Raw genomic sequence first — 23,867 nt, 5'->3', positions numbered from 1 at the left:
AATACAAAGTAATAGATAGAAATGATATGATATAATATAATAATAGATTTATTTATTAGACTTATGTTTTTATTATTTGTAAAATGGTTATTATGATTATTATGGTTATAAGGAGAGAGAATTAATGAAAAAGAAAATAGCAGTATTATTTGGTGGACAATCCACAGAACATGAGGTGTCGAGAGTATCAGCAACATCAGTATTACGAAATATTGATCAAACAAAATATGATATATACCCAATTGGGATAACTAAGGATGGGTTATGGTTTGAATATGCTGGTAAATTAGAAAACATAGAAAATGGAGAATGGGAAAAAGACGAATATTTTAAAACAGCAGATGGGCAACAGTTATTGTTTAATAAAGAGGTAGATGTAGTATTTCCAGTATTGCATGGACTGCTTGGAGAAGATGGTACTATTCAAGGCATGTGTAAATTATCTAATATTCCTTGCGTGGGGCCCGGAGTAATGTCTTCTGCTATTTGTATGGATAAAATATATACTAAATTTTTATTAGAAAATTTTAATGTAAAGCAAGCAGATTATGTAGTAATAAATGCTTGCGAATATATAAAAAATAAAGAGTTATTAATAGAAACTATTGAAAAGAAACTGGGTTACGATGTATTTATTAAGCCATCTAATGGAGGGTCTTCTGTAGGGATAACAAAAGCACATGACAAATGTGAGCTAATATTCGGTATAGAAGAAGCACTAAAATACGATAGAAAAATTTTAGTTGAGCAGGCTATAAATGCAAGAGAAATTGAGGTAGCAATACTTGGAAATGATTGTCCACTAGCGTCTATTCCAGGAGAAGTAATTCCAGCAAAAGAATTTTATGATTATGAAGCTAAATATAAAAGTGAAGCATCTAAGCTTTTAATACCAGCAGCGTTGCCTGCGGTAAAGTTAGAGAAAATTAAAGAAGAAGCTATAAGAATTTATAAAATTTTAGATTGTGCGGGCATGGCAAGAGTGGATTTTCTAGTAGATAAGGAAACCGAAGAAGTTTATTTAAATGAGGTCAATACTATCCCAGGATTCACTAAAATAAGTATGTACCCTAAAATGTGGCAGGCGACAGGTATAACTTACGTGGAACTGATTGATAAACTTATTGAATTAGCTATAGAAAGGAATAATAAATAGTAATTTTATCAAAATCAATAAAAATGAAGACGGGAGAAATAAATATGACAACAGCTTTGGCTATGATTTCTGGAGGCCTTGATAGTACGCTCGCAGCAAAACTTGTAAAAGATCAGGGCATAGAAGTTATTGGAATATGCTTTAAATCAAACTTTTTTGGTGAAAAAAATGCATTGAAAATGGTAAAACAAATAGATATACCATTAGAAGTTGTAGATTTCTCAGAGAAGCATTTTGAAATGGTAAAGAATCCAAAACATGGGTATGGTAAAAATATGAATCCTTGTATCGATTGCCATGCTATGATGATGAGATATTGTGGAGAATTATTAGAAAAATTTCATGCGGACTTTATTATAACAGGAGAAGTATTAAATCAAAGACCTATGTCTCAAAATAGATCAGCTTTAGATATAGTGAAAAATGAATCTGGTATAGGTCACAAAATATTAAGACCATTATGTGCTAAAAATCTTAATCCAACTCAAATGGAGATAGATGGTCTAATAGATAGAGAAGCTCTAATGGACATAAAAGGAAGAAATAGAAAAGTTCAAATGGAACTGGCGTTGAAATGGGGTATCCTAGATTATCCATCACCTGCTGGGGGATGTAAACTTACGGAACCTAACTATTCTATAAGACTTAAGGATCTTCTAGAGAATAAAGAAAATCCATCAAAAATAGATTTAGAATTATTAAAAATAGGAAGACAATTTAGGTTATCTAAAGGTGCTAAAATCATATCTACAAGATCAGAAAAAGAGGGAGACTTGTTAGAACAATTTTTAACCGACGAAGATCTAATGTTTTTAGCTAAAGACTATAATGGTTCCACGGTTGCTATAATAGGTATCGCTACAGATGAAGATATTGAATTTGCAAGTAAAATCACAGGAAGATATTGTAAGGGACGAGATGAGAAAATTGTATCTATTAGTTATGGAAGAGATGCCCAAAACTTAGATCAATCTATAGATGCGACTCCTGCGACTGAGGATGAAATAAACAACTATATTATAAATTAGCGAGGGGTAAATAAATGAAAAAAAATGCAATAATTTCAGTTGTCAGCAAACAATCGGATAATGAAGATGATGGTGATGCAATTGAGGTAGTGACACCTGGTAAATTTTACAAAGAAAATAATTGCTACTACGCAGTATATGAAGAAACGGAAATTTCAGGAATGAAGGGAACAACTACTACATTAAAAATTGATGAAGAAAAGTTCACACTTATAAGGACTGGAACTACTAATACGGAAATGAACTTTAAAAAATATGTAAGAGATTTAACGCTATATAATACTCCTCATGGAGCCCTGGATCTTACAGTGGACACAAAGGAACTAAAAATGAATGTGGATAATAGTGGTGGGGATGTATTTATAGATTATGACATGATAATAGGAAATCAACAAATTTTAAGTACTACTTTGAAAATTAACATTAAAGCGTAATAAAAAAAGTATATATTACTATTAATGCACTCGCTTCGCTAAGAACTACTAATTTTATTTTTAATTAATCTGCTAAAAAATATAAACTCGCTGTCGCTCAAACATATATTTTTCTTAACGCATCTTAATTAAAAATAAAATAAGAAGTTCTAAAGCTCGCTTCAATGCATTATACGTAATATATACTTTTTTTTGCGCATAAAAATATTTGTTAACAAAAGAAGAATTTTAAATGGAATTTCAATGTTTCTGCTCTTCTTATTTGGTGCCACTCCCGGAGAAAGTTCATACTATATCACATTTACTCCAAGATATATCTAGTATGGATAGCATATAAGAAAGTAATATATTAATAAACCATAGGCTTTTGTGGTTTAATCATGTTACACGTGAAAATTTATAAAAAGTACCTTTAAACCTTTGTAATATAAGGGATTAAGGGTATTTTTATTTTTGAATTAATTAGAAAATAGATCTTTTGATTCAGAATATAGATTGCATAACAGTATAAAGTTTATCCGGAGGTGACTTCAAACTCTTATTTGGAGTCACACAGGAGAAACTTCATACGAATCGCATACTTATTTTTTATTTGTGTATATTAAGTTATAAATTTCATTCTATGGATAGTTTTTGTGGATTATTGTCAATAATTTAATTAACGCAATAATGTATAGAGAATCTAGGGGTGGTTTAATGTTAAAAAATATTGATTATGATAAGATAATAGATGCGATTTGTTACGTTAAGAATATAAAAAGAGAAACATCTTTTAAGATATTAAAAGATAGAGAATGCAAGTATATTTTATTTTTATTATTAAGAAAATATAAATGCAGAGATGTACAAAGTGCTTATACAGATTATATATGTTCAACTAAAAGAGCTGTTAATTACTGTTTGAAAAAAGCAGAGGAAAGATTTTTTATTAATAAAGAATTTAGAGAAATGTATTTTGAAATAGAAAGTATATTAGAAAAAGTAGATTAAATGTATATATATAAAGATTTTAAAATTCACAAAAAAAAGAAAACCAAAAAACACTGGTTAAAGATAAAAAAGTATGATAAGATATTAATATTGTTTTTAAAAAAAATGTTTTAAAAAAACCTATACCATTATATTTATAGGGTAATTTCTATTATAAAATTGTAAAGAACATTTGTCAAGCTATTTAAAAAAATAATTAGTATAGACTTTTAATAGTTTTACATAATCATGTTTTGATAATATCTGGTAATGAAAAAACATAGGAGGAATAATTATGAGTACTAAGTACATATTTGTCACAGGTGGAGTAGTTTCATCTTTAGGAAAAGGAATAACAGCAGCGTCTCTTGGGAGGCTTTTAAAGAATAGAGGGTTAAAGGTGTCTATTCAAAAATTTGATCCTTATTTAAATGTTGATCCAGGTACTATGAGCCCATATCAACATGGGGAAGTTTTTGTTACTGATGATGGAGCGGAAACAGATTTAGATTTAGGACATTATGAGAGATTTGTTGATGAAAATCTAAGCAAGAGCAGTAATGTGACTACTGGAAAAGTATATTGGTCAGTTATAACAAAAGAGAGAAGAGGAGATTTTTTAGGCGGTACAGTACAGGTAATTCCACATATAACTAATGAGATAAAAGAAAGGGTCTATAGAGTAGCTAAAGAAAAAGATGTAGATGTTGTTATAACTGAAATTGGTGGAACTATTGGAGATATTGAATCTTTACCTTTCTTAGAAGCTATAAGACAGGCAAAATATGAAGTAGGAATAGGAAATGTTTGTTTTATCCATGTTACATTAGTACCTTATTTAAGAAAAGCTGGAGAGCTTAAAACAAAACCTACACAACATTCTGTAAAAGAGCTAAGAAGTATAGGTATTCAACCAGATATTATTGTATGCCGATCTGAAAAGGAAATATCTGAAGATATGAAGGCTAAAATTGCCATGTTCTGTAATTTGGAAGCGGACTCTGTAATTCAAAATTTAGATGCTGAGAATTTATATGAAGTACCACTTATGCTTCACAAAGAAGGATTAGATACTTTGGTTTGTAAAAAATTAAAACTAGACTGTCATGAGATAGACAATACTGCATGGATAAATATGGTTGATAGATTAAAGAATCTATCTGGAAATGTGAAAATAGCACTAGTGGGAAAATATGTAGAGCTTCATGATGCATATATTTCTGTTGTTGAGGCATTGAGTCATGGAGGACTTGCTAATGATTGTAATGTAGAAATCAAATGGGTAAATGCTTGTGATGTAACTTCTGACAATGTATGCGAAATATTAGGTGACGTTGACGGAATATTGGTTCCAGGTGGATTTGGGGACAGAGGAATAGAAGGTAAAATCCAAGCAACAAAATATGCTAGAGAAAATAAAGTACCATACTTCGGGATATGCCTTGGTATGCAGTGTGCTGTTATAGAATATGCAAGAAATGTAGTAGGATTAAGTGGAGCTAATAGTTCAGAGATAGACGAACAAACGAAGTATCCTGTAATAGATTTAATGCCAGATCAAAAGGATTTAGATGAAAAAGGTGGAACTATGAGACTGGGATTATATCCATGCAAGTTAACAAAAGATTCTAATTCTCATGAAGCATATATTGATGAAGTGATATATGAAAGACATAGACATAGATATGAATTTAATAATGAATATAGAAAAGCGGTAACTGATGCAGGACTTATCCTTACAGGAACAAGCCCTGATGGAAGACTAGTTGAAATAGTTGAAATTAAAGATCATCCTTGGTTTGTTGGAGTTCAGTTTCATCCAGAACTTAAATCTAGACCTAACAAACCACATCCATTATTTATCGAATTTATTAAGGCGTCAATTGAACATATTAAATAATATATCTAAAGGGTTGCTTGTAGCACAAGCACCCTTTTATTTTTGTTTTATAATAAAAAACAAAATACATATAATTTCAATCGAAGTTTAGAAGGAATTTAATAAAACTTATAGAATTACTATTATATAACAAAGCGAAATGAGTAAATAGGGATAGATCTTAAATATGGAGGTGAAGTAATTGATATTTGATACTAATATTGCTATGGCTTTAAAGAATTCCAGTGGTCAGTATAAGGTTTATGAACTGACAATATTTGAAATGAAAAATATGAAGACTAGATTCCCATCTTTAAATGTTAAAGTGGATAAAGGTAATGAAATATTAATAAAACTTAAGTGCCCATTATGTGGCGAAAATCATTTCTATTATTACAAAATTAATGAACTTTTAAAAAGAAATATGGTCATAGGAGGATGTGAACAACTAGCATTGCCTATATTTTTGATTGGAAAGAATAAAAAAGTTATAGAAAAAGTAAATGAATATAGACAGACTATAGAGAAAATTTACGCTATGATTTAAAAGAAATAAAAACAGAATACGGGGTTCACATAAAATGCACGGACTTCTGTGGATTTTTAGTATAGTGGATTAAAATTATGAAATAGGATATAATTAGAGAAATATATCATTTCAAGAAAATTCATTGGATAGTATAATCGTTTTAAATTCCCATGATATTTATTAAATAGATATTATATATGAAATACCCTTCGGAGGTGCAGATTTTTGATAAATAAAGATTTTGAGAACATGACAGTTGTCGAGCTTCGAGAACATTGTAAAAAACTTGACATTAAAAGTATTTCTAAACTCAAAAAAAGTGAATTAATTGAGGAAATAAAGAAAAAAACACCAGTTTCCATGCAAAAGGATGGAGTTATTTTAAGAGAAAAAATAAGCCCCAAAAACACTTCTACAATTGAAGAAACTATTATAGAAAAATCAGAAAAGCAAATCGAAATTAATACAATTCCAAGTGTTGAACCCATTAAAAATGAAAATATTGATACAGGTTTTAAAAACCAAAATGAAAATAAAAAAGAAAAGTTACAAGAAATGATAAACGAATCAGGGTCAGCAAGAGGAGTTCTAGAAATAATTGAGAATAATAGTTATGGTTTTTTAAGAGGATATAATTACTTGTCAGGACCTGACGATATTTATGTTTCACCATCTCAAATTAGAAGATTTAATTTAAAAACAGGTGATGAAGTAGAAGGTAAGGTCAGAATACCTAAAGAAGGCGAAAAATTCAAGGCATTATTGTATGTGCAGGGTGTAAATGGAGAGAATCCTGATAGAGCTGTAGGTAGAAGGCCTTTTGAAAAGTTAACGCCTATTTATCCAACACAAAGATTAACATTAGAAACTAATGCAGCAGACTTATCGGCAAGAATTATGGATATTATTTCTCCTATAGGTAAAGGACAAAGAGGTATAATTGTAGCCCAACCAAAGGCAGGAAAAACAACACTTCTTAAAAAAATCGCTAACAGTATCTCTATAAATCACCCAGAAGTAAAATTAATTGTTGTTTTAATAGATGAAAGACCTGAAGAAGTTACTGATATGCAGAGATCTATTAAAGGTGAAGTTATTTATTCAACTTTTGATGAAGAACCAGAACATCATACAAAAGTAGCTTATATGGTGCTTGAAAGAGCCAAGAGAATGGTAGAGCAAGGTCAAGACGTAGTTATTCTACTAGATAGTTTAACTAGGCTTTCCAGAGCTTACAATCTAACTGTGACCCCTTCAGGGAGAACCTTATCCGGTGGACTCGATCCTAGTGCACTTTTAATGCCAAAGAAATTTTTCGGAGCTGCTAGAAATATTGAAGAGGGTGGAAGTTTAACAATACTTGCTACTGCACTTGTAGAAACAGGGAGTAGAATGGATGATATGATTTTTGAAGAATTTAAGGGTACAGGTAATATGGAAGTTCACCTAGATAGAAAACTTCAAGAAAGAAGAATATTCCCAGCGGTAGATATTTATAAATCAGGAACAAGAAGAGAAGATTTATTACTTACAAAGATTGAAATGGAAACTATATATAATTTAAGAAAGATAATGTATAGAGAAGGTAATGCAATAGGAGTAACAGAAAAATTGTTGAATTTATTATCAACAACTAAGAGTAATAAGGAATTTTTTGAAATGATAAATAAGAATTTTGAAGTATTAGCTAAATAATATAATTTAATGTAAAAATGAAAAAATGGAAAAGATAATTAAATCTTTTCCATTAATATATTATTCTACATCTTCACTTTTTATGTTAAATTTCTTCATGAATCTATCTACTCTTCCACCAGCATCAATATTCTTTTGCTTACCAGTATAGAATGGATGGCAATTAGAACATACGTCTACTTTAAGTTCTTGTTTAGTAGAACCTGTAGTAAAAGTGTTTCCACATGCGCATTTAACAACTGTATCATGGTGATATTCTGGATGTATTTCTTTTTGCATATTTTTCACCTCTTTTAAAAAATAAATATATACCCGTATTGTCAACTATTCAATTTTATCATATAATTAATAATTAAGTCAATAAGAATTAATTATTAATTATACTTTTATCAATTATACTTTTATTTATGGTATTTTTTTGTTAAAATATATGTGGTTGAATTTTTGGATGGTTAAGAGTGACTTTTAAAATATGGATTAACAATATGGAGGTAGAAATATGTACGGACCAAAAAATCATGGCTGGGTAGAGGTTATTATAGGACCTATGTACAGTGGGAAGTCTGAAGAACTTATACGTAGGATAAGAAGGACAAAAATTGCAAAACAAAAAGTGCAAGTTTTTAAACCGGAAATTGATAATAGATATAGCAAAGAAGATGTGGTATCTCACTGTGGAGCCACGGAAGAGGCAGTTCAAGTTAGTGATAGCTCACAAATATTAGAACTATTAGATTTAGATACACAAGTTGTTGCTATCGATGAGGTACAGTTTTTTGATAAAGGGATAATTGAAGTAATTACTTCCTTAGCGGATGATAATAAAAGGGTTATATGTGCAGGACTTGATATGGATTTTAGGGGAGAACCTTTTGGACCTATACCAGCACTTCTTGCTATAGCGGAATTTGTTGACAAAATTCAGGCTATTTGCGTTGTGTGTGGTAACCCAGCTACTAGAACTCAGCGTTTGATTAATGGAAAGCCAGCTAAGTATGAGGATAAGATTGTTTTAATTGGGGCACTTGAATCCTATGAAGCAAGGTGTAGAAAGTGTCACATTGTTCCTAGAGAAGGGGTGTAAATATGTCCAAAAATGTTAATGTTGGAGGCCAGGCAGTAATTGAAGGGGTTATGATGCGAGGGAAAATGGGGATTGCAACTGCAGTGAGAACTACTGAAGGGGAAATTGTAGTTGAAAAAAAAGGCTTCATATCCTACACTAAAAAGAATAAATTTTTAGGGCTTCCAATAATAAGAGGATTTATTTCTTTAATCGAATCTTTAGTTATAGGTGTGCAAACTTTAAATTATTCAGCTTCTTTTTTTGAAGAGGAGGGAGAGGCTTCAAAATTAGACAAATGGATAGAAAAGATATTTAAAGATAAAAGTAATGATGTAATTATGGGAATATCACTTGTTATTTCATTGGTTGTATCTGTAGGATTATTTTTTATTTTACCAACCCTGGTTGCAAGTGTTTTTAGCAAAATGGGTGCAAGCACAATGGGTTTGAACATTGTAGAGGGAATTATTAGAGTTTTGATATTTTTACTGTATGTGTATCTAATAGGAAAAATGGAAGATATTAAGAGAGTGTACCAATATCATGGCGCAGAACATAAAACTATATTTTGTTACGAAAATAATGTTGAATTAACACCAGAGAATGCATCCAAATTTGGAAGATTACATCCGAGATGTGGAACGAATTTTTTATTTTTAGTTATGATAGTTAGCATAGTAGTGTTCTCTTTAACTGGTTGGAATTCGCTTGGTGAAAGGATAATATATAGAATAGTACTTCTTCCTTTGATTTCGGGTGTAAGTTATGAAATTATTAAGTGGATGGGAAAAAGTGAAGGTACTTTAGCAAAAATTCTTTCATATCCAGGACTTAAATTACAAAATTTAACTACGAGGGAACCGGATTTGTCACAAATAGAGGTGGCAATAAGAGCGCTTAAAGAAGCAGAAGGTATTATGGATTAGCTGGGGTTTAACTTATACAAAACCTGCGGTAATTATTAATCAAGGCGAAATTATGAGGTGGTAAAAATTAATATAGGTGAAGTACTTTTGGAGTCATATGAAATCTTAAAAAAAGTTAAAATTGATAGTTATTTGCTAGATTCACAACTTTTACTTGGTAAGGTTTTAAAAAAAGAAAAATTGTTCATAATGCTTAATAGAGATTTTAATCTTAATGAAAAACAGGAAGATGAGTTTTCAAAACTAATTCAGATGAGAAAAAATAAAATGCCCATAAAATATATTCTTGGAGAATGTGAATTCATGGGTATGGATTTCATAGTTAAACCAGGAGTTTTAATACCAAGGCCTGATACTGAAATTTTAGTGGAAGAAGTAATTAAACAAATAAAGAAAAAAGGGTATACTAAAATATGCGATGTTTGTAGCGGGAGTGGAGCTATTGGCATAGCTATAGCAGAATTTATTAAAGATACACAGGTAACATTATATGATATATCAGAAGTTGCTTTAGAAGTGTCAAAGCTTAATATAGAAAGGTTCGACTTGTCACGTCGAGTTAATGATGAACTTAGCGACTTATTACAAGTAGCCATTAAGCAAAATAAAAAATATGACATGATAGTTTCTAATCCTCCTTATATCAGAGAAGATGTTATACCTACTTTAATGGAGGATGTAAAGAACTACGAACCATACATAGCCCTTTACGGTGGGAAAGATGGATTGGACTTTTATAAGAGAATTACAGAGGAAAGTTTAATGGTTTTAGAAAAGGGTGGTTTGCTTGCTTTTGAGATAGGATATGATCAAAAGGAACAAGTTGAGGAAATACTATTAAGATTAGGATTTGAACAAATAGAATGTATTAAAGATCTATCGGGAAACGATAGGGTTATTAAAGCCACTAAAGCATGGTGATCATTAGGGTGATGTAGTTTGTATTCTGCTCTAGATTATGATATAATAGAATGATGTAATAATATATATACGGAGTGATAAAAAAATGTTAGATAGGCTTGATTTTACGGAAAACAAATATGATGAGCTTTCAATGAAAATTGGAGATCCTTCTGTTATTGCTAATCAAAAGGAATGGCAGAAATTATGCAAAGAACATGCAGGACTAGAGATAATTGTTACAAAATATAGAATATATAAAAAAGCTAAACAAGACTTAGAAACAAATAAAGAAATGCTTAGAGAAGAATCAGATAAAGAAATGAAAGATATGATTCAAGATGAAATTAAAGACTTAAATCAAATTAAGGAAACTATGGAAGAGGAATTAAGAATTTTACTTTTGCCTAAGGACCCAAATGATGAGAGAAATGTATTTATTGAAATTAGAGCTGGGGCTGGTGGAGATGAAGCAGCACTTTTTGCAGCAAACTTGTTTAGAATGTATACAAGATATGCAGAACGCAATAGATGGAAAGTTGAAGTAATGAGTGCTAATGAAACCGATATTGGTGGATTTAAAGAAGTAGTATTTATGGTAAAAGGTGAATCTACGTATAGTAAATTTAAATATGAAAGTGGAGTGCATAGAGTTCAAAGGGTTCCAGATACAGAATCAAGTGGAAGAATCCATACATCTACGGCGACTGTTGCAGTTCTACCAGAGGTTGATGATGTAGATATCGAAGTTAATGCTAATGATTTAAGAATAGATGTGTTTAGGGCGTCTGGTAATGGAGGACAATGTGTTAATACAACGGATTCAGCGGTAAGAATGACACACATTCCTACAGGACTTGTAGTTTCTTGCCAGGATGAGAAATCTCAGCTAAAGAATAAGGAAAAGGCTCTAAAGATATTAAAATCTAGATTGTTTGATAAAGCTGAGGCTGAAAGATCAGCGGGAATAGCTGAAAATAGAAGGAGTCAAGTAGGTACAGGAGATAGAAGTGAGCGAATAAGAACATACAATTATCCTCAAGGAAGAGTAACGGATCATAGAATAGGTTTAACATTATATAGATTAGAAGCTTTTCTTGATGGTGATATAGATGAAATGATGAATACTTTAATAACTGCTGACCAAGCGGAAAAGATGAAAGCTATGGGTAATAATGAATAGAAATTAATTATTATGATAGTGAAAGGTGAAATTATGAATATAAATAAGGCCATTAGAAAGCAAAAAAGAACTTATAAACGGTTTATGCTATCAATGTGCTTTATTTTTGTTTTATTACCAATTATCCTAATGGCATCAAAAACTATAAATATGTTTTTTATAGTATATCTTGTTTGCATAGAGTTTATGATTACAGCTGTCGTACTTCTTAGATTTAATGAAGAATATATTGATTTTAAATGGGATGGGTACCATATAAGTATATGGTGTGGAATAACAAAGGTTAAATTTATAATTACATGTAAAAAAGTAGATTTAGTTTATACTAATGGAAATGGTAGGGATCTTAAAATTATCATAGTAACAAAATCTAGGTTTAGAAATAAAAAAATCTACCCAGTTGATATAAACTTTTTTACAAAATACCCTTACGTAGCTCAAATGTATACTAAAATTAAAATTAGAGATCCTGAACAAGCTTATTTCTATTTTATAATAAATTATGGTGGATTCAGAAAATATATTTTACTTAATGAATTATATAAGGGCTGCGAGAAAGCAGTATTTTCTGATGATGCTATAGAGAAAATTAAAGAATATAGAGATTGCTGCATAAACCCTCACGTATACAAATAAAATTAGTATATAGAGATAAAATCATAAAAATATACATTTTTATGATTTCTTCTCGTATAGAATTATAGATTTTATAATTATAATTCTATATAAGTGGGGGGTATAGATTTGAATAATAGCATTTTTATAATAATAATATTTTCTGGAATAATGGCTTTAATAGGTACTATGACGGGGGCATTTTTAGGTGTTATTATGAACAAACCGTCTAAAAGATTTTTAGGAAGTATTTTAGGATTTGCATCAGGACTTATGCTTTCTATAGTAGTTTTTGAACTTATTCCAGAAGCTACAGAAAAAACAGGCATTTTTGGAACTTTATTATTTTTAATACTAGGAATTATTATTGTTGTAATAATAGATAAAATGAGTAATTTAAGTAGCAGTGTAAATTCTCAATATACAAAAGTTGCATTTATGGTTGCTATAGGTTTAATGATTCATAATTTCCCTGAAGGTCTTGTAATGGGGTTTGGGTTTGTTAATGGAGATAGCCTAGGGCTTAAAATGAGTTTGATAATTGCAATGCATGATGTGCCAGAAGGTTTAGCTGTGGCAGCTCCACTCATGATTTCAGGAATAAGGGGTAGAAAAATACTGCTTTATGCGTTTTTAACAGCGCTACCTACTGCAATTGGTGCTTGGATAGGAATCTATATTGGGAGCATATCTATAAATGTATTGGGTAATTCTTTAGCTTTTGCCTCTGGAGTTATGTTATATGTTATTTATGGAGAGATGATTCCAGAGTCTAGAAAACTCTGGACGGGCATTACTAGTACATTGGGGATACTTTTTGGAATAATAGTGGGTTTAATTATGACAAATGTGATTTAATATCACAGAATATGACAAATTAAGAGGTGTAAGGATGAATACAAAGATAGTAATTCTAGATGAAAATAATATAGATCAAAATATAATTAATGAAGCAGGGCTTGTCATAAAAGAGGGTGGTTTAGTTGTGTTCCCTACCGAAACAGTTTATGGACTCGGTGCGAATGCCTTAAATAAGTTTGCTGTAGAAAAGATTTTTAAGGCTAAGGGGAGACCACAGGATAATCCTCTTATTGTTCATGTAGCTAATTTTAATATAAAGCCTTTTGTTAAAGAGATACCATATATAGCTAAGAAAATTATGGATAAATATTGGCCTGGGCCAATAACTCTTATTTTTAATAAGTCTGATTTGATACCTAGTACTACAAGTGCAGGACTAGATACTGTGGGTATACGGATGCCTTCGGACATTGTTGCGAGAAAGCTTATTGAGGCAGCTGGAACTCCTATTGCGGCTCCGTCAGCAAATATATCTGGCAGACCTAGTCCGACTGATGTAGAAAGTTGTATTGAGGATTTAAGTGGAAAAATTGAGTATATCTTAGGTGGAGATAAAAGTAAGGTAGGCCTTGAGTCAACAATAGTTGATTGTACTTGTACTCCTTTGTGCATACTAAGGCCAGGAGCGATAACTATTGAAATGCTAAGAGAAATAGATGAGCAAATATATATTGATAAAAACATTATGTCTAAGCCAAAAGATGATTTTAGACCTAAAGCACCTGGAATGAAGTATAGGCATTATGCACCAAAAGCCCCAGTAAAAATTATATGTGGAGATTTAGATAAAACTATTGCAAAAATCAATGAAATAGTGCAAACTAGTATAGGCAACAAAAAAATAGGCATTATAGCAACTGATGAAACTAAGGATAAATATCCTTACGGCACAGTTATTTCTTTAGGTAGCAGAAAACAAATAGATAGTGTTGGCAGAAATCTTTTCGAGGTTTTAAGAAGTTTCGATGGTATGGATGTGGATTTAATACTATCAGAAGCCTTTGAGGAAAAAGGAATAGGGTTAGCCATAATGAATAGGCTTAAAAAATCAGCAGGTTTTGATATAATTTACTTATAGGTGGATAATAGTTAACATTCTATATCTATTTTAGAGGAATACAAGGAGGATTACTATGGATATATTATATATTTGCGATGAGAAAATGCGAAGAAGCTATATGCTAGAAGCTATTTCTAATAAAATATGTACTATAAACAATAAATCCACCCATGTTGAAAATATTTTAGTTTATTTAAAAAAAATTAACGAATTTAAAAATAGTGTATTCTTATTATTGGATAAGATAAGGAAGATGATGTCATTTAAATTATTTATTTAGATGGCAATGTCTTCTTCTTTTGTAATATAGTATCTTTTCATAAGAAAGTATATCTTGGAGGTGTTTTATAATGAAAATAGCATTAGGTAGTGACCATGGTGGTTTAAGTTTGAAAAATGAGATAATTAAGCATTTAGAAAGTAAAAACATCCAGGTAACAGACTTTGGAACTTATACGGAGGATTCTTGTGATTATCCTGATTATGCTCTAAAAGTTGCAGATGAAGTAGTAGCAAAAAAATCTGAACTAGGCATATTAGTATGTGGTACAGGAATAGGAATAGGTATTGCTGCTAATAAAGTTAATGGGATAAGGGCCGCTCTATGTAGTGATACTTTTAGCGCTCACGCATGTAGAGAACATAATGATGCTAATATACTTACTCTTGGTCAAAGAGTTATTGGAATAGGTTTGGCGCTAGATATTGTGGATACTTTTATAAGTGCTAAGTTCCAAGGAGATAGACATCAAAAAAGAATTGATAAAATTACTGAAATAGAGAAAAAATATTCTAAATAAACATTAAAATTAGGAGGAAATATATATGAGCAAAGTAACACAAATATCACATCCACTTATACTACACAAATTGGCATACATACGAGATAAAAACACGGGTTCAAAATATTTTAGGGAGTTAGTTGAAGAGGTTGCAATGCTTATGGCTTATGAAGTTACTCGTGATGTACAATTAGAAGTAGTAGAAATTGAAACTCCTATTTGTACTACTAAATGTAAGGTTTTAGCTGGAAAGAAGATGGCTATAGTGCCAATACTCAGAGCAGGTCTTGGAATGGTTGATGGTATGCTAAAGCTTATACCAGCAGCTAAGGTTGGACATATAGGAATGTATAGAGATGAGGAAACATTGCAACCAATTGAGTATTTCTGTAAGTTACCTCCAGACATCAGTGAAAGAGATGTAATCATTACAGATCCTATGCTTGCTACAGGAGGATCAGCAATTGATGCAATTACAGCTCTTAAGAAAAGAGGAGCAAAAAACATAAAAATAATGTGTCTTATAGCTGCACCAGAGGGTATTAAGGCAGTTACTCAGGCGCACCCAGATGTTGATATATATGTAGCTTCAATTGATGAAAAATTAAATGAAAAAGGATATATTGTACCTGGTCTTGGAGATGCGGGAGACAGATTATTCGGAACGAAATAGTTAATTTTAAATAAATAAGAAAGTAAAAAAAAAGCAACTTACAGAAAATTATCTGTAAGTTGCTTTTTATCTTTGTTCACTACAACCACTATTATATATGAATTTCTCCGAAAGAGGCTTAAAATAAGAAGAGCAGAAACATTGAAATTTCATTTAGAAATTCTTGTTTTGGGAATATAAAATTCCCGTGAGGCTTCCTGAAAGGAAGTCTAGCGAACCGGCTGTAAGCCGAATGTGAGTGATAGAGGATTTTATATTCACAAAACACTAGAATTACTTAATGGAATTTCACGTTTCAAACTCTTATTTCAAGTCGCGAAGGAGAAACTTCATAGGATACACCCTTATTTGAAATATCTATTAAGTAATCCCTTAAATGCTGAACCATGACGAGCTTCATCTTTACACATTTCATGTACTGTATCATGGATTGCATCATAGTTAAGTTTTTTAGCTAAAGTAGCCAAATCTTTTTTACCTTGGCAAGCTCCGTGTTCTGCGTCAACTCTCATTTCAAGATTTTTCTTAGTATCGGCAGTTACTACTTCTCCAAGCATCTCAGCAAATTTTGAAGCATGCTCAGCTTCCTCAAATGCTATTCTTTTATAAGCTTCTGCAACTTCTGGGAAGCCTTCTCTATCAGCTTGACGGCTCATTGCTAGGTACATACCAACTTCAGTACATTCTCCAACAAAATTAGCTCTTAATCCTTCTATAACTTCTGCGTCTACACCTTTAGCAACTCCGATTTTATGTTCATCTGCCCATGACATATCATTTTCATTTTTTTCTATAAACTTATCACTTTTTGCTCCGCAAACTGGACACACGTCAGGTGCAGAATCTCCCTCGTGGATATATCCACATACTGTACAAACAAATTTCTTCATATTAATTTCCCCCTTGTATTCTTTTGAGTTAGATGCAATTATAAATTGTATCCCTCGTATATTAGTTATATAATTTACCAAATGAATGGAAAATTTGCATTTAACTTTGCTACAATTACAACTATACAACAACGGATAATAATTATCAAGTAAAATTAAATATCTTTTAAAAAAATAGTTCGATTTTATTCGACAATTAGATTAATAGATTTTCAATACCCTCTAAATTGTTTATTTGAACTAAGTTTTTATTAAAAGATATTAAACCATCAGCTTTCATATTAACAAATTCTCTGGAGAGAGATGGTCTTTGAACACCTAGATGTTCGGCGAGATTTTTCCTAGACATCGGAAGTACAAGTGTTAAGGTTTTTTGAGTTTTATATTGAGATAGCAAGTAATTAGATATTTTCTGTCTTAGGGTTTCGAAAGAGAGCTCTTTAATCTTATTATTTAATAAAAGTATTTTACTTGATAACAATTGCATGAAATTATTTAATACTATTGGATAGGAGCTACACATAGATATAACATCTTTTTTGGAAATATATAATATAATTGAACCTTTATAAGATATGATAGTGGCAGGGTAAATATTCGTTTCTGAAAAAGCTATTGCCTCTCCAAAAATTTTTCCACTATCTAATTTTGCCAGCGTCACAATTTTCCCACTAGCATAATGTTTTTGCACCTCAAGTTCTCCCTTTATTACAATTCCTAAGGAGTCACAAAGATCACCCTCAAGAGCAACTATGCAGGTGCTGCACTCAACACAGTTTTTACAGTTGTCGTAAATTGTATAGTTTATACTCTTAATTAAATTTTGTAATTCCTGAAAAGTTAAACCTTTAAATAAAATACAATCTTTCAAACAATCTACTAGCTTATCCATGAAATCACCTTCAATTTTTCAATTTGGTAACGTAAGTTACATACCATCATAAGTAATTTTAATATAATTAGCTTATACAGTCAATTGAAAAATTAATTAGATACGTAAATATTTATATACAAAATTTTAGGAGGAGTTAAAATGAAAAGAAATATTATTAGTATAGATGAAAAGAAATGTAATGGTTGTGGATTGTGCATAAACGCTTGTCATGAAGAGGCCATAGAACTTGTTAATGGTAAGGCTAAATTAATAAGCGACGAGTATTGTGATGGACTGGGAGACTGTTTGCCTCAGTGTCCTACTGATGCCATTAGAATAGTTGAAAGAGAGGCTACGAGTTACGACTTAGAAGCTGTGGAGATGAAGAAAAATCAAAATGATAAAAAAGAGGATAAGAAAAAAGATTTACCATGTGGATGTCCTGGTACTATGGAAAAGTCTATAAAAAGAAATGTGAATTCGAATGCATTACAAGAGTCAACTAAAAAAAGTGGAGGGGTAGAGGCATCAGCAACATCTCAATTAAATCAATGGCCGGTGCAGCTAAAGTTAGTTAACTCAAAGGCTGGATTTCTAAAGGGTGCAGATATATTGATTGCTGCAGATTGCACTGCTTATGCTTATGGAAATTTTCACAATGAATTTATCAAAGGTAGAATAACATTAATAGGTTGCCCAAAGCTGGATGATAATGAGTATTACAAACAGAAAATTGCTGAAATATTAGAAAATAATGATATTAAGAGCATTACGGTAGTTAGAATGGAGGTACCTTGTTGCTCAGGAATTGTTAGCTGTGTAAAGGAAGCTATGCTAAACGCTAAAATAATAGTTCCATATAAAGAAGTGATTATTGGTATAAATGGAGTAATAATTTAACATGATTATCAGCAAAAGAAAGGCATTTGTAATAATAAATGCTTTTCTTTTTTTACTTTATAATAAATTAACATTTTAAACACTTTAAATATTCAATGTTTTAGTGTAAAATAACAGTAATTGATTATTAGATTATAAATATAGTTTGTTGGTTTTTAGTCTACGTAATTAAAATATATTTATATGGGGTATAGTTATGGGAAGGATTGACAAACATAATTATTATTTGGATATATGCGAAACAATATCAGAGAGAGGAACTTGTTTACGTAGAAATTTTGCTGCTTTAATAGTGAAAAATGATGAAATTATGTCTACTGGATATTCTGGAGCGCCTAGAGGGAGAAAAAATTGTTGTGATTTAGGCGTATGTAGAAGAGAAGAATTAAAAGTTCCAAGAGGAACTAGATATGAGCTTTGCAGATCAGTTCATGCTGAGCAAAATGCAATTATATCAGCTCGAAGAAGTGATATGTTAGGGGCGATCTTGTATTTAGTAGGGAGTGAAGTTAGCAGTGGCGAATTAGTTGTGAATGCGTCACCATGCTCATTATGCAAGAGGTTTATAATTAATTCAGGTATAGAGAAAGTAATAATTAGAGAAACTAAAACACAGTATAAAGTAGTAAATGTAGAGCAATGGATAGAAAATGATGACTCACTTCAAGGTGATGGTGGATATTAATTATGAAATTTTGTAAATTAATTTTATTTATTAATTCCACAAATTTTGAACTACATTTATCAAATAAAAACCCTGTGTTTGTGAAAGAAAGGTTTTTTTTATGAGTAATATATATATTTTAGCAATAATTACAGCTTTAATTTCTATCATAATTACTCCTTTAGTGAGAAAATTAGCGATAAAAGTTAATGCAATTGATATTCCTAAAGATGAAAGACGGGTTCATAATAAACCTATTCCAGTTATGGGAGGGCTCGCTATATACATATCGTTTGTTTTAGGAACAATTTTATATAACGGGATTTTAACACCTTCTCAAACGGGTATAATTATTGGAGCAACTGTTATTGTAACTGGGGGAATTATAGATGATCTTAAAGACTTAAGGCCTAAATACAAAATTTTAATACAAGTTATAGCAGCTATATGCCTTCTAGTATCAGGTATAAGTATATCAATTGTAACTAACCCTTTTAAAGAATTTTATCCTTATTTAAGTATAGGGTGGATTAATATTCCGGTAACAATAATATGGATTGTAGGTGTGACTAATGCTTTTAATTTGATAGACGGGTTAGACGGATTAGCAGCAGGAATAGCATTTATATCTTGTGTTACTTTAATGATAGTGTCTATGCTTAATGGAAGACTCGAAGCAGCATTTTTAACTGCTGTTTTAAGTGGTGCAATTTTAGGGTTTTTACCATACAATTTTAACCCAGCTTCTATTTTTATGGGGGATACGGGATCTCAATTACTGGGATTTCTTTTAGCAGCCATTTCAATTGAGGGGGCTATTAAATCTGCGACAGTGTTTATAATTGCAGTGCCGATTTTAGCTTTTGGATTGCCAATTTATGATACCCTTTTCGCTATGATAAGACGGAAAGTGAATGGAAAATCTATAATGCAAGCAGACAAAGGTCACTTGCACCATCGACTTTTGGATATGGGACTCAGTCAAAAACAGGCAGTTGTTATTATGTACTTTATAAGTGCTGTTCTAGGTGGAATTGCCATTATAGCTATGCAAATGAATAATCAAAGGGCGTATTTTTTATTAGCGCTAGTAGTAGTTATAACAGTTTCTATTGCTTGGAAATATGGAATATTTCGTCAAAAAGAGTGATTATACATCTTTAAATAAAAAAAATTTTTAAAATTAGAATAGGAGGTAGTTAGTGAAGAATATTAAAGTTATTGTAATATTTGGTACAAGACCTGAAGCTATAAAAATGGCACCGCTAATTAAGGAATTAGAAAAAAATCATCAAATACAATGCATGGTATGTGTCACAGCACAACATAGAGAAATATTAGATCAAGTTATGGATATTTTTAACATTGTGCCTCAGTATGACTTAAATATTATGAAAGAAAAACAAAGTTTAACAGGGATAACATGCTCTGTACTTCAAGGACTTGAGGCTATATTTGATAAAGAACAACCGAACATAGTACTTGTACATGGTGATACTACCACAACATTTGCTGCATCCCTTGCTGCTTTTTATAGAAAAATACCTGTTGGTCATGTAGAAGCGGGACTTAGAAGTTTTAATAAATTTTCACCTTATCCTGAAGAAATTAATAGAAAGTTAACTGCGGCCTTATCAGATTTACATTTTGCGCCTACTGAAATCTCTAAGGGAAACCTATTAAGAGAGGGAATAGAAGAGGGCAATATTTTTGTTACTGGAAACACAGTTATAGATGCTATGAAATTTACAATTAAGGAGAATTATATTTTTGAAAACCCTAATTTAAATGCAATAGATTATAAAAATAAAAAAGTTATAATTGTTACGGCTCATAGAAGAGAAAACTGGGGAAGTGGAATCGAAAATATATGTAATGCTCTTAAAATTATTGTAAAAGAAAATGAAGATGTGGAAGTATTGTATATAGTTCATCCAAATCCAGTAGTTAAAGATATGGCGAATAGTATTTTAAAAGGACAAAATAGAATACATCTAATAGAGCCTATAGACACCAAAGAAATTCATAATTTAATGAAAAAATGTTACATGGTAATGACAGATTCAGGAGGAATTCAAGAAGAAGCTCCTCATTTAGGTAAACCAGTTTTAGTCCTTAGGCAAGTTACTGAGAGAGTCGAGGCAGAGAGTGCTGGCACAGTGAAATTAGTTGGAACAAATACAGAAAAAATTATATCAAGTGCTAATAAGCTTCTTAGATGCCCAGATGAGTATGATAATATGAGTAAATCAATTAATCCCTATGGAGATGGGTTTGCTTCTGTTAAAATAGTTGATGCACTATTAAATTATTTTAGCAAAAAAACTGATAAATAATATGCATGTAGTAATAGAATTTTAGATTTAAAAGTATTGTTCATTGTAATATACAATATGCATATAGTATTTAAGAACCTATATGATTTAAATTTAATGTATATTATAAATCTGATATGGTAATAACAATGGAAAAAAGAATATTAATAAGAAAAAAATAATGAAACTTTAGAAACAATATCATGCAATTGTCTGAAAATTAAAAAACATGTGTAAACAGTTTCATTTACAAAATTTTCATAAAAGTTTAAATATATATAAAACATGACATAAAATTCAAGATAATTAGTAAAAATAGGAGATATTGAAATATGCATTGTAATATTATGAATTTTTAGAATATTCATAATAATATTAGAAACTAATCAATTGAATAAGATTAGTATAAATGAATTGCATAGTAGTATTGAATCTTAAAATCGAGACATACATAGGAATTTAGGCTTAATATGGTTAAAATGAGCGAATATCGCCTTAAAACACCATACAATGAATAATTTGGTATTTTATTTATGAAAACTAGTAGACTATAATTAAAATACTGTTAAAAAGTAAGGAGAAGAAAAAGTGAAAAGTGATTTTAGGAAAATGTTTAGAAAAATTGCTGTATATGATTTTTTTATTTCATTAATTTTTACTGTAGCAATTTATTTTATAGCCAAAGAATATGCATTATTTTTTTTATTAGGGTTAATAATAGCATTAGTGAATTTTTATGTTAATGGTATTACAGTTGAGTATTCTCTTGCTAATAATAACAAGAAAAGTACAGGGATAATGGTATTTGGATCTTTTATAAGGGTATTCCTAGTAAGTGTAATTGGGTTTATCATCGGTAGACATGATATATTCATTATAATTGCTTATATTATAGGATATAGTTCACAATTCATATCTTTAGTGTATTACGGTATAAATAAAAGAAATAATGGAGGGAAGTGATTTAATGGATAAGATAGTGCCGTTATTTTATATTAAATTCTTTGGTTACAATATTGGAATTGTAGAAAGTATATTTGTTCAGTGGTGCGTAATAGCTATAATAGCTATATTATGTATATGCTTTACAAGAAACTTAAAAATAATTCCAAATAAGAAGCAGAATGTAATAGAAATAATTATGGATTTTATAAACAATCTCGTTAGAGATAATATGGGAGAAGAATATATGGGGTTTGTACCTTATATAGGAACAATAGTAATTTTCTTAAGTTTTGTAAATCTAACGGGACTGATAGGTGTTGCACCAGCAACAGTAGATTATAGTGTAGCATTAGCATTAGCATTAATAACATTTGTTGTTGTTCAATGGTTTGCAATTAAAAAAGTAGGCCTAGGTCACTATTTTAAAGGATATGTTGAACCATATGCATTTATATTACCTATCAATTTAATAGAGAGAATTATGTTGCCAGTATCATTAAGTTTTCGATTATTTGGAAATATGACTGCAGGTATTGTAATATTAGATTTGGCATATAAAAGTTTAGGTAGTTTGAATGGTTTCGCTCAATTATTAGTCCCAATACCATTGCATTTTTATTTTGATTTGTTTGATGGAGTTATTCAAATGGTAATTTTTGTTATGTTGACAATGGTTAATATAAAAGTTATCGCAGAACATTAAATTAAGTTTTTAAAATTAAGGAGGAATATATTATGGCTATAGATTCAGCAACAATAATTACAGGAGCATCTGCAATAGGTGCAGGTCTTGCAGCAATAGGATGTATAGGCGGAGGAATAGGAACAGGTAATGCAGCATCTAAGGCAGTAGAGGGAGTTGCAAGACAACCAGAAGCTAGAGGATCAATAATCAGTACATTAGTTATAGGTGCTGCTTTCTCAGAAGCTACAGCTATTTATGCATTCTTAATAGCATTAATATTAGCATTTAAGTAATATAGTATAAATCAGAATGAAAATTTTGAAATTAGTCCTAAAGGGGGCTTTAATAGATCATGAATTTAAGCGTAGATTTAATTAAAATTATAGCGACTATAATAAACTTTATTTTATTATTACTTATCTTAAAGCACTTTTTTATTAAGCCAGTAAATAAGATAATGGATGATAGAAAAAATGGAATAAATACATCTATTAAAAATGCTAAAGATAATGAAGAAAAAGCGGAAATTTCTAGAAAAGAAAAAGACCAATTATTACATGATTCAAAGACAAAAGGTAGAGAAATAGTAGAAGAATATAAATTGAATGCCCAAAACATTTCTCAAGAAATTATTGATGAAGCAAAAAAAGAGTCAATTATAATTATGGAGAGATCAAGGGTTGAAATTGAAAGAGAAAAAGAAAAAGCAGCAAGTGAAATTAAAAAACAGGTTATAGATTTATCTTTAATATTGTCTGAAAAAGCCCTAGAGCAGCATATAGATGAAAAAGAACATAGAAGATTAATTGAAGATTTTATTGTTAAGGTAGGTAGCTAA

Annotated in this window: 28 protein-coding genes; 25 read left to right on the top strand and 3 right to left on the bottom strand. The window is 30.5% G+C overall.

Annotation, left to right across the window (positions count from 1 at the left end):
- Positions 1-124 precede the first annotated feature (124 nt).
- The 7 genes from VIM70_RS11870 to rho all read left to right on the top strand — a co-directional run bounded on the left by VIM70_RS11870 (position 125) and on the right by rho (position 7,690).
- A complete protein-coding gene (locus VIM70_RS11870; RefSeq protein ID WP_331945975.1) occupies positions 125-1,156 on the top strand; it encodes a D-alanine--D-alanine ligase family protein in 1,032 nt (343 codons plus the stop codon).
- A 44-nt stretch (positions 1,157-1,200) separates the two neighbouring features.
- Positions 1,201-2,184 (top strand): tRNA 4-thiouridine(8) synthase ThiI, encoded by a 984-nt coding sequence (locus tag VIM70_RS11865; RefSeq protein ID WP_331945974.1) that lies wholly within the window; start codon positions 1,201-1,203, stop codon positions 2,182-2,184.
- A gap of 14 nt (positions 2,185-2,198) precedes the next feature.
- On the top strand, positions 2,199-2,618 hold the full coding sequence (locus VIM70_RS11860) for a DUF1934 domain-containing protein (RefSeq protein ID WP_331945973.1): 420 nt from the start codon (positions 2,199-2,201) through the stop codon (positions 2,616-2,618).
- Positions 2,619-3,314: 696 nt separating this feature from the next.
- The gene (locus VIM70_RS11855) at positions 3,315-3,608 is read left to right on the top strand and encodes a ribose-5-phosphate isomerase (protein ID WP_331945972.1); all 294 of its coding nucleotides are present in this window, start codon (positions 3,315-3,317) and stop codon (positions 3,606-3,608) included.
- A gap of 274 nt (positions 3,609-3,882) precedes the next feature.
- The gene (locus VIM70_RS11850; RefSeq protein WP_331945971.1) at positions 3,883-5,487 is read left to right on the top strand and encodes a CTP synthase; all 1,605 of its coding nucleotides are present in this window, start codon (positions 3,883-3,885) and stop codon (positions 5,485-5,487) included.
- Positions 5,488-5,668: 181 nt separating this feature from the next.
- Positions 5,669-6,013, top strand: a complete 345-nt coding sequence (locus VIM70_RS11845) for a hypothetical protein (RefSeq protein WP_331945970.1) — start codon at positions 5,669-5,671, stop codon at positions 6,011-6,013.
- Positions 6,014-6,220: 207 nt separating this feature from the next.
- On the top strand, positions 6,221-7,690 hold the full coding sequence (rho, locus tag VIM70_RS11840; protein WP_331945969.1) for a transcription termination factor Rho: 1,470 nt from the start codon (positions 6,221-6,223) through the stop codon (positions 7,688-7,690).
- A 60-nt stretch (positions 7,691-7,750) separates the two neighbouring features.
- Here rho and rpmE read toward each other — a convergent pair whose 3' ends face one another.
- Positions 7,751-7,969: a 50S ribosomal protein L31 gene (rpmE, locus tag VIM70_RS11835; protein WP_331945968.1), complete on the bottom strand. Its 219-nt coding sequence runs from the start codon at positions 7,967-7,969 to the stop codon at positions 7,751-7,753.
- A gap of 220 nt (positions 7,970-8,189) precedes the next feature.
- On the opposite strand from rpmE, the gene VIM70_RS11830 reads away from it, so the two are divergent.
- The 10 genes from VIM70_RS11830 (at position 8,190) to upp (ending at position 15,756) form a co-directional block, all read left to right on the top strand.
- Entirely contained in the window at positions 8,190-8,774 is a 585-nt protein-coding gene (locus VIM70_RS11830) for a thymidine kinase (protein WP_331945967.1), read from the top strand.
- 2 nt (positions 8,775-8,776) lie between these two features.
- Complete coding sequence (locus tag VIM70_RS11825; RefSeq protein WP_331945966.1) at positions 8,777-9,682, top strand: DUF1385 domain-containing protein; 906 nt, start codon at positions 8,777-8,779, stop codon at positions 9,680-9,682.
- Between the two features lie 66 nt (positions 9,683-9,748).
- Entirely contained in the window at positions 9,749-10,603 is an 855-nt protein-coding gene (prmC, locus tag VIM70_RS11820; RefSeq protein ID WP_331946000.1) for a peptide chain release factor N(5)-glutamine methyltransferase, read from the top strand.
- Positions 10,604-10,688: 85 nt separating this feature from the next.
- A complete protein-coding gene (prfA, locus tag VIM70_RS11815; protein WP_331945965.1) occupies positions 10,689-11,765 on the top strand; it encodes a peptide chain release factor 1 in 1,077 nt (358 codons plus the stop codon).
- 33 nt (positions 11,766-11,798) lie between these two features.
- Positions 11,799-12,401: a hypothetical protein gene (locus tag VIM70_RS11810; RefSeq protein ID WP_331945964.1), complete on the top strand. Its 603-nt coding sequence runs from the start codon at positions 11,799-11,801 to the stop codon at positions 12,399-12,401.
- A 108-nt stretch (positions 12,402-12,509) separates the two neighbouring features.
- Positions 12,510-13,238 carry a ZIP family metal transporter gene (locus tag VIM70_RS11805; protein ID WP_331945963.1) on the top strand — a complete coding sequence of 243 codons (729 nt, stop codon included), beginning with the start codon at positions 12,510-12,512 and terminating at the stop codon, positions 13,236-13,238.
- A gap of 34 nt (positions 13,239-13,272) precedes the next feature.
- Complete coding sequence (locus VIM70_RS11800; RefSeq protein ID WP_331945962.1) at positions 13,273-14,319, top strand: L-threonylcarbamoyladenylate synthase; 1,047 nt, start codon at positions 13,273-13,275, stop codon at positions 14,317-14,319.
- A 55-nt stretch (positions 14,320-14,374) separates the two neighbouring features.
- On the top strand, positions 14,375-14,581 hold the full coding sequence (locus VIM70_RS11795; protein WP_331945961.1) for a hypothetical protein: 207 nt from the start codon (positions 14,375-14,377) through the stop codon (positions 14,579-14,581).
- Positions 14,582-14,651: 70 nt separating this feature from the next.
- Positions 14,652-15,101 carry a ribose 5-phosphate isomerase B gene (rpiB, locus tag VIM70_RS11790; protein WP_331945960.1) on the top strand — a complete coding sequence of 150 codons (450 nt, stop codon included), beginning with the start codon at positions 14,652-14,654 and terminating at the stop codon, positions 15,099-15,101.
- A gap of 25 nt (positions 15,102-15,126) precedes the next feature.
- On the top strand, positions 15,127-15,756 hold the full coding sequence (gene upp, locus VIM70_RS11785; protein ID WP_331945959.1) for a uracil phosphoribosyltransferase: 630 nt from the start codon (positions 15,127-15,129) through the stop codon (positions 15,754-15,756).
- A gap of 344 nt (positions 15,757-16,100) precedes the next feature.
- Here the strand turns inward: upp and VIM70_RS11780 are convergent, their stop codons facing one another.
- Positions 16,101-16,646 (bottom strand): NADH peroxidase, encoded by a 546-nt coding sequence (locus VIM70_RS11780; protein WP_331945958.1) that lies wholly within the window; start codon positions 16,644-16,646, stop codon positions 16,101-16,103.
- Positions 16,647-16,842: 196 nt separating this feature from the next.
- Complete coding sequence (locus VIM70_RS11775) at positions 16,843-17,538, bottom strand: Crp/Fnr family transcriptional regulator (RefSeq protein ID WP_331945957.1); 696 nt, start codon at positions 17,536-17,538, stop codon at positions 16,843-16,845.
- Positions 17,539-17,679: 141 nt separating this feature from the next.
- On the opposite strand from VIM70_RS11775, the gene VIM70_RS11770 reads away from it, so the two are divergent.
- From VIM70_RS11770 to VIM70_RS11735, 8 genes are all read left to right on the top strand, one after another.
- Positions 17,680-18,420 carry an ATP-binding protein gene (locus VIM70_RS11770; RefSeq protein WP_331945956.1) on the top strand — a complete coding sequence of 247 codons (741 nt, stop codon included), beginning with the start codon at positions 17,680-17,682 and terminating at the stop codon, positions 18,418-18,420.
- 196 nt (positions 18,421-18,616) lie between these two features.
- Positions 18,617-19,105, top strand: coding sequence for a deoxycytidylate deaminase (locus tag VIM70_RS11765; protein ID WP_331945955.1), 489 nt, complete (start codon positions 18,617-18,619; stop codon positions 19,103-19,105).
- A gap of 100 nt (positions 19,106-19,205) precedes the next feature.
- Positions 19,206-20,234 carry an MraY family glycosyltransferase gene (locus VIM70_RS11760; RefSeq protein WP_331945954.1) on the top strand — a complete coding sequence of 343 codons (1,029 nt, stop codon included), beginning with the start codon at positions 19,206-19,208 and terminating at the stop codon, positions 20,232-20,234.
- A 52-nt stretch (positions 20,235-20,286) separates the two neighbouring features.
- Positions 20,287-21,420, top strand: a complete 1,134-nt coding sequence (gene wecB, locus VIM70_RS11755) for a non-hydrolyzing UDP-N-acetylglucosamine 2-epimerase (protein ID WP_331945953.1) — start codon at positions 20,287-20,289, stop codon at positions 21,418-21,420.
- A gap of 567 nt (positions 21,421-21,987) precedes the next feature.
- Positions 21,988-22,362 (top strand): ATP synthase subunit I, encoded by a 375-nt coding sequence (locus tag VIM70_RS11750; protein WP_331945952.1) that lies wholly within the window; start codon positions 21,988-21,990, stop codon positions 22,360-22,362.
- Positions 22,363-22,366: 4 nt separating this feature from the next.
- Entirely contained in the window at positions 22,367-23,047 is a 681-nt protein-coding gene (locus tag VIM70_RS11745; protein ID WP_331945951.1) for a F0F1 ATP synthase subunit A, read from the top strand.
- Between the two features lie 32 nt (positions 23,048-23,079).
- Positions 23,080-23,322, top strand: a complete 243-nt coding sequence (gene atpE / locus VIM70_RS11740; RefSeq protein WP_331945950.1) for an ATP synthase F0 subunit C — start codon at positions 23,080-23,082, stop codon at positions 23,320-23,322.
- 59 nt (positions 23,323-23,381) lie between these two features.
- Positions 23,382-23,867: a F0F1 ATP synthase subunit B gene (locus tag VIM70_RS11735; RefSeq protein WP_331945949.1), complete on the top strand. Its 486-nt coding sequence runs from the start codon at positions 23,382-23,384 to the stop codon at positions 23,865-23,867.

It is taken from the genome of Clostridium sp., assembly GCF_036569345.1.
In the GTDB taxonomy this organism is placed as follows: Bacteria; Bacillota; Clostridia; order Clostridiales; family Clostridiaceae; genus Clostridium_AD.
Note: the sequence above shows the minus strand (reverse complement) of the source record. Positions and strands in the feature narration are given on the sequence as shown.

Bases quoted from the DNA above. Each gene is read 5' to 3' on its own strand.
- VIM70_RS11795 (WP_331945961.1), top strand. From the start codon at position 14,375: ATGGATATATTATATATTTGCGATGAGAAAATGCGAAGAAGCTATATG.
- VIM70_RS11745 (WP_331945951.1), top strand. From the start codon at position 22,367: ATGGATAAGATAGTGCCGTTATTTTATATTAAATTCTTTGGTTACAAT.
- atpE (WP_331945950.1), top strand. From the start codon at position 23,080: ATGGCTATAGATTCAGCAACAATAATTACAGGAGCATCTGCAATAGGT.
- VIM70_RS11870 (WP_331945975.1), top strand. From the start codon at position 125: ATGAAAAAGAAAATAGCAGTATTATTTGGTGGACAATCCACAGAACAT.
- rpiB (WP_331945960.1), top strand. From the start codon at position 14,652: ATGAAAATAGCATTAGGTAGTGACCATGGTGGTTTAAGTTTGAAAAAT.
- VIM70_RS11865 (WP_331945974.1), top strand. From the start codon at position 1,201: ATGACAACAGCTTTGGCTATGATTTCTGGAGGCCTTGATAGTACGCTC.
- VIM70_RS11780 (WP_331945958.1), bottom strand. From the start codon at position 16,646: ATGAAGAAATTTGTTTGTACAGTATGTGGATATATCCACGAGGGAGAT.
- VIM70_RS11765 (WP_331945955.1), top strand. From the start codon at position 18,617: ATGGGAAGGATTGACAAACATAATTATTATTTGGATATATGCGAAACA.
- VIM70_RS11830 (WP_331945967.1), top strand. From the start codon at position 8,190: ATGTACGGACCAAAAAATCATGGCTGGGTAGAGGTTATTATAGGACCT.
- upp (WP_331945959.1), top strand. From the start codon at position 15,127: ATGAGCAAAGTAACACAAATATCACATCCACTTATACTACACAAATTG.
- VIM70_RS11855 (WP_331945972.1), top strand. From the start codon at position 3,315: ATGTTAAAAAATATTGATTATGATAAGATAATAGATGCGATTTGTTAC.
- VIM70_RS11850 (WP_331945971.1), top strand. From the start codon at position 3,883: ATGAGTACTAAGTACATATTTGTCACAGGTGGAGTAGTTTCATCTTTA.
- VIM70_RS11860 (WP_331945973.1), top strand. From the start codon at position 2,199: ATGAAAAAAAATGCAATAATTTCAGTTGTCAGCAAACAATCGGATAAT.
- rpmE (WP_331945968.1), bottom strand. From the start codon at position 7,969: ATGCAAAAAGAAATACATCCAGAATATCACCATGATACAGTTGTTAAA.
- VIM70_RS11810 (WP_331945964.1), top strand. From the start codon at position 11,799: ATGAATATAAATAAGGCCATTAGAAAGCAAAAAAGAACTTATAAACGG.
- VIM70_RS11760 (WP_331945954.1), top strand. From the start codon at position 19,206: ATGAGTAATATATATATTTTAGCAATAATTACAGCTTTAATTTCTATC.
- VIM70_RS11800 (WP_331945962.1), top strand. From the start codon at position 13,273: ATGAATACAAAGATAGTAATTCTAGATGAAAATAATATAGATCAAAAT.
- prfA (WP_331945965.1), top strand. From the start codon at position 10,689: ATGTTAGATAGGCTTGATTTTACGGAAAACAAATATGATGAGCTTTCA.
- VIM70_RS11770 (WP_331945956.1), top strand. From the start codon at position 17,680: ATGAAAAGAAATATTATTAGTATAGATGAAAAGAAATGTAATGGTTGT.
- VIM70_RS11775 (WP_331945957.1), bottom strand. From the start codon at position 17,538: ATGGATAAGCTAGTAGATTGTTTGAAAGATTGTATTTTATTTAAAGGT.
- VIM70_RS11735 (WP_331945949.1), top strand. From the start codon at position 23,382: ATGAATTTAAGCGTAGATTTAATTAAAATTATAGCGACTATAATAAAC.
- VIM70_RS11825 (WP_331945966.1), top strand. From the start codon at position 8,777: ATGTCCAAAAATGTTAATGTTGGAGGCCAGGCAGTAATTGAAGGGGTT.